This is a genomic window from Saccharopolyspora sp. (genome assembly GCF_017434145.1).
Taxonomy (GTDB): domain Bacteria; phylum Actinomycetota; class Actinomycetes; order Mycobacteriales; family Pseudonocardiaceae; genus Saccharopolyspora_C; species Saccharopolyspora_C galaxeae.
In genome coordinates this window covers 1-4307 of sequence record NZ_JAFRFW010000610.1, presented here as the reverse complement: position 1 = coordinate 4307, position 4307 = coordinate 1, and the positions used below count along the sequence as shown (strand labels likewise).

At 70.7% G+C, this 4307-nt stretch carries 6 protein-coding genes and 1 pseudogene; 5 read left to right on the top strand and 2 right to left on the bottom strand.

From position 1 onward, the window contains the following. Positions 1-510 (bottom strand): annotated as a pseudogene (locus tag IJH84_RS16830) (hypothetical protein); the annotation flags it as partial. 143 nt (positions 511-653) lie between these two features. Here IJH84_RS16830 and IJH84_RS16825 point away from each other — a divergent pair. Both IJH84_RS16825 and IJH84_RS16820 read left to right on the top strand, forming a co-directional pair. Then, a complete protein-coding gene (locus IJH84_RS16825) occupies positions 654-1040 on the top strand; it encodes a Rid family hydrolase (RefSeq protein WP_295146069.1) in 387 nt (128 codons plus the stop codon). A gap of 263 nt (positions 1041-1303) precedes the next feature. Then, positions 1304-1828: a formaldehyde-activating enzyme gene (locus tag IJH84_RS16820; RefSeq protein ID WP_295146067.1), complete on the top strand. Its 525-nt coding sequence runs from the start codon at positions 1304-1306 to the stop codon at positions 1826-1828. Between the two features lie 4 nt (positions 1829-1832). Here IJH84_RS16820 and IJH84_RS16815 read toward each other — a convergent pair whose 3' ends face one another. Continuing rightward, positions 1833-2159, bottom strand: coding sequence for a DUF1844 domain-containing protein (locus IJH84_RS16815; RefSeq protein ID WP_200072154.1), 327 nt, complete (start codon positions 2157-2159; stop codon positions 1833-1835). 464 nt (positions 2160-2623) lie between these two features. On the opposite strand from IJH84_RS16815, the gene infC reads away from it, so the two are divergent. The 3 genes from infC to rplT all read left to right on the top strand — a co-directional run bounded on the left by infC (position 2624) and on the right by rplT (position 4124). After that, positions 2624-3250, top strand: coding sequence for a translation initiation factor IF-3 (infC, locus tag IJH84_RS16810; protein WP_233627980.1), 627 nt, complete (start codon positions 2624-2626; stop codon positions 3248-3250). A 194-nt stretch (positions 3251-3444) separates the two neighbouring features. Continuing rightward, entirely contained in the window at positions 3445-3639 is a 195-nt protein-coding gene (gene rpmI, locus IJH84_RS16805; RefSeq protein WP_200072095.1) for a 50S ribosomal protein L35, read from the top strand. A 116-nt stretch (positions 3640-3755) separates the two neighbouring features. Continuing rightward, entirely contained in the window at positions 3756-4124 is a 369-nt protein-coding gene (gene rplT / locus IJH84_RS16800; RefSeq protein WP_200072096.1) for a 50S ribosomal protein L20, read from the top strand. Positions 4125-4307: the final 183 nt, after the last annotated feature.

Sequence of the window (4307 nt, the reverse complement as noted above, 5' to 3'; positions counted from 1 at the left end):
CGGAAAAATCCAGATAGAGCTGGAGGCATAGGCAAAAAGGCTCAGCAGCAGCAGCGGCGCCGGGCAGAAATCGACCCTGCCGGACTCCAGCGCGTAAGCAGTCAGCTGCCCCAGCTGGTTCGCCAGCAGCACCCGCCGCACGCCGAACGCCCGGTACACCCGCAGCTGGCTGATGTTCGCCGCCGTGACGCCCCACGCCCCGTGGTCGAGCTGGCGGCGGAACAGCTGCGGCGCCATCGTCGTCTTGCCGTGCGGGGCCAGCAGCACGCCGTGCCGCTCGCACCAGCGCGCCATCGTCGTGAGGTTGTGCGCGAGCGCGGAGTCGTCCAGCACCAGCAGCGGGCCGACGAACCCGGCGTCGAAGAGCCGCGGGCGGCCGCTCAGGAATTCCCCCGCGGTGCGGCCGAACGCCTCCGCCGGAACGCCCTTGAACCGCCAGTCGAGCCGTTCCTCGCGCAGCGCGTCCACAGCGGACGCATCGATACCGGGACTTTCGGGCGTCGCGGACAACGAACCTCCAGAGATCGGGCCGCCGAGATGATAAGCACCACCGCAGTGCATTGGTCCAGACGAATCTGATGGAATCTTCCGGCCGCCGCACCGCGACCCGCGGGTCGGCCGCCGAACGCAGCACGCACCACGAAGGAGCACCGATGGCCCGCACCGTGATCACCACCGGCGACGCGCCGACCCCGCCCGCGGGCACCCCGCTGTCGCAGGGCGTGCGCAAGGGCAACATCCTCCAGGTCTCCGGGCAGACCCCGGTCGACCCGACCACCGGCAAGCTGGTGCCCGGAGGCGTCGCCGAGCAGACCGAGCAGTCGCTGCGCAACGTGATCGCCGTGCTCAACGCCGGCGGCGCCGGGCTCGAGGACGTGCTGATGCTGCGGGTCTACCTCACCGACGTGTCGCAGTTCGCCGAGATGAACGAGACCTACGCCCGCGTGGTCGGTGAGCCGTTCCCCGCCCGCACCACCGTCTACGTCGGCCTGCCCGGGTTCGACGTCGAGATCGACGCCCTCGCCGTGCTCGGCAACTGACCGGCCCCACCGCCCCGCGCCCGCCTTCGGCGATGAGTGAACGGACCGTTCGTCCCACTAGATTGGTCGAACGGTCCGTTCGCTCGACGATGGTGGGGCAGCGGAGGAGCCGGGCTGAAGTCGCGAGGGCCTCGCGGGTGCTCGTCGTGGCCCGGTGACCGCTCGTCGCGCCGACCTTGACATCCCCGTGCGGTGCTCGGAAGGTCAAGACCATTACCCGGCCCGCCGGGCAGCGCCCCGGCCGGTGACTCCTGGGAGGGCGCATGACCCGCAGCTCGGACGGCCGGATCGCGCAAGGCTGGGGCGGTCGCAAACCCAACGCCTGCCGGGCGATCGTCGTGCTGGCCCGCCGCAGCGGCACCGCGGTCGCCGGTCTGGTGACCTCGCTGACCCGGCCCGCGGACCGGCTCGCGCCGATCCTGGTCTCGGCGGGCCCGGACCACCCCTTCTGCGAGACGGTGCAGCCGCCGACGCTGCTGGTCGGCCACGAGGTCGCCAACACCGCGCGCAGCGCCACGCTGATCGGCGGCGCCTGCCAGGTCGGGGTGGCCCAGGGCGTGCTGGACTCGGTCGCGGACGGACTGCTCGAACCCGACCAGGAGACCTTGGTGTTCGTCTCGCTGTGGCTCGACCACGACGCCGAGGACGAGACGGCGGTGCGCTGGTCGGCGCGCGAAGCGGTGGGTCTGGCGGTGCGCGAGGCGGTGCACGGGTTGCCGAAGGACGCGGCGCGCCGCCTGGTCGAGCAGCGCGACAACCTCACGCACCCGCACTACGGCGGGGAATGACCCCTCAGCGCACCGGCCCGGTGTACTTCTCCCCGGGGCCTTGTCCCGGCGGGTCCGGCACCGCGCTGGCTTCCCGGAACGCCCGTTGCAGGCTCTGCAGCCCGTCGCGGATCGGCGCGGCGTGCAACCCGAGGTATTCCGCGGAGGCGGTGACCAGCCCGGCCAGCGCGGTGATCAGCCGCCGCGCCTCGTCGAGGTCCCGGCCGGGCGCGCTGTCCGGTTCGTCGTCGCCGAGGCCGAGCTTCTCCGCGGCCGACGACATGAGCATCACCGCGGCCCGGCTGATCACCTCGACGCTGGGAACATCCACGAGTTCGCGGACGTTGTCCATGGGGTCGGCTGCGGCCGAGGCGCCGCTCGAAGGCGCCCCGCTCGGGAGTCCACCGCTGGGCAGCCCAGTGCTCGAGGACATCGCCGCGGATTCGGCTTCCGAGGAACCCGCGAAATCCGCGGGCTCACCGGAATCGCCCGGGAGCTCCGGATTTTCGCCGGGGGACGGGGTCGACTGCGGTTCGTTCACGGCTGCTACCCTGGCATGAACGAACAGCTCCCGTGCAATCGGGGGCTGGCCGGGCGCCTGGCCGAAAACCAGGTCCGGCACAACAGTAAGAGACGAAAGTCGAGCCCCGTTGTAGTTCGGGGCGCCAAGTGGAGCCCCGCTCCCACCCGAGTGACCGCCTTCTGAAGGTCGCCGGGTCCCGGTCCCACCGGTGCGGCGCACGGGTGGTGCGAGCGGTATCGCGGTACCGGTTCGATCGGCAGGAGCAGGGTCGGCGCTGTTCCGGGTAATCCGGAATGCGCCGGGATCGCTGCACGTCCAGGGGCGAGCTTCACGCGCCGAGGCTGCAGCAGCGACGACCATCGAACCGAGGAGGCCCCATCAGCACGGAGACGCGCATCAACGACCGCATCCGCGTGCCCGAAGTCCGCTTGGTCGGACCCAACGGCGAACAGGTCGGAATCGTCCGCATCGAGGACGCGCTCCGGCTGGCGCAGGAAGCGGATCTGGACCTTGTCGAGGTCGCCCCGCAGGCGCGCCCGCCGGTCTGCAAGCTCATGGACTACGGCAAGTTCAAGTACGAGAGTGCGCAGAAAGCTCGCGAATCGCGCCGCAACCAGCAGCAGACCGTCATCAAGGAGCAGAAGCTCCGGCCGAAGATCGACCCGCACGACTACGAGACGAAGAAGGGCCACGTGTCCCGCTTCCTCGGCCAGGGTCACAAGGTCAAGGTGACGATCATGTTCCGCGGTCGCGAGCAGTCGCGTCCCGAGCTCGGCTTCCGGCTGTTGGAGCGGCTGGCCGACGACGTTTCCGACCTCGGGTTCATCGAGGCGAAGCCGAAGCAGGACGGCCGCAACATGATCATGGTCCTGGCTCCGCACCGGACCAACAAGACCAAGCAGAAGGCGACCGCGTCCTGACGCTTCGCCTCCCGCCTCCCGCCGGACGACCCGGTGACGCCCGCGCGGCACCGGGAGCCCGACGATGGGACGGCCGGTAGCACCGGTCGGCGTCGCAGCCGGCCGGTAGCGCACCGACCGGTCGGCCATCGGCCCGATCAGGTCCGCTGCGCCTCGCCAGAAGCGCGGTGGACCCCGTATGAGAAGGATGAGAGATGCCGAAGAACAAGACCCACAGCGGGACGAAGAAGCGTTTCCGGGTCACCGGCAGTGGCAAGCTGCGCCGCGAGCAGGCGGGCCGTCGCCACATCCTGGAGAAGAAGTCCAGCCGGGTGACCCGTCGCCTGGAGGGCACCGAAACGGTCGCCAAGAACGACGTCAAGAAGGTCAACCGGCTCCTGGGCCGCTGAGACCGCAGCGCGGACGCCGCGCCCCGAGCGGACCTTCCGCCGGTGCACCGGCTTCCCAGTGCTTCCAGCCCCCCGGGCGGTCCCGCCGCCCCCGATGAGATCGACAGGACGGAACCGTGGCACGCGTCAAGCGGGCAGTGAACGCCCAGAAGAAGCGCCGCAGCATTCTCGAGCAGGCCAGCGGCTACCGCGGCCAGCGCTCCCGGCTGTACCGCAAGGCCAAGGAGCAGACGCTCCACTCGAACGTCTACGCCTACCGCGACCGGCGCGCCCGCAAGGGTGACTTCCGGAAGCTGTGGATCACCCGCATCAACGCGGCGACCCGGCAGAACGGTCTGAGCTACAACCGCTTCGTGCAGGGCCTGAAGGCCGCCGAGGTCGAGGTGGACCGCAAGGTGCTCGCCGACATGGCGGTGCGCGACCCGCAGGCGTTCGCCGCGCTGGTGGACGTTGCCAAGCAGCACCTGCCGGAAGGTGTGGCCTGATCGCCGAGGGCGCGCACGCTGATCAGCGGCCCGGGACGGCTCCAGCGGCCGATGCGCCGAGCGCATCGACACCGCTGACGGAGCGTTCGTCCCGGGTCGTTGTCGCGCGCAAGCTCACTCGCCGCGTCGGCCGGGATCGCGCGGGTGCGTTCCTGGCGGAGGGTGCGCGTGCGGTGGGCGAGG

Bases quoted from the DNA above. Each gene is read 5' to 3' on its own strand.
- IJH84_RS16825 (WP_295146069.1), top strand. From the start codon at position 654: ATGGCCCGCACCGTGATCACCACCGGCGACGCGCCGACCCCGCCCGCG.
- IJH84_RS16820 (WP_295146067.1), top strand. From the start codon at position 1,304: ATGACCCGCAGCTCGGACGGCCGGATCGCGCAAGGCTGGGGCGGTCGC.
- IJH84_RS16815 (WP_200072154.1), bottom strand. From the start codon at position 2,159: ATGGACAACGTCCGCGAACTCGTGGATGTTCCCAGCGTCGAGGTGATC.
- infC (WP_233627980.1), top strand. From the start codon at position 2,624: ATGCGCCGGGATCGCTGCACGTCCAGGGGCGAGCTTCACGCGCCGAGG.
- rpmI (WP_200072095.1), top strand. From the start codon at position 3,445: ATGCCGAAGAACAAGACCCACAGCGGGACGAAGAAGCGTTTCCGGGTC.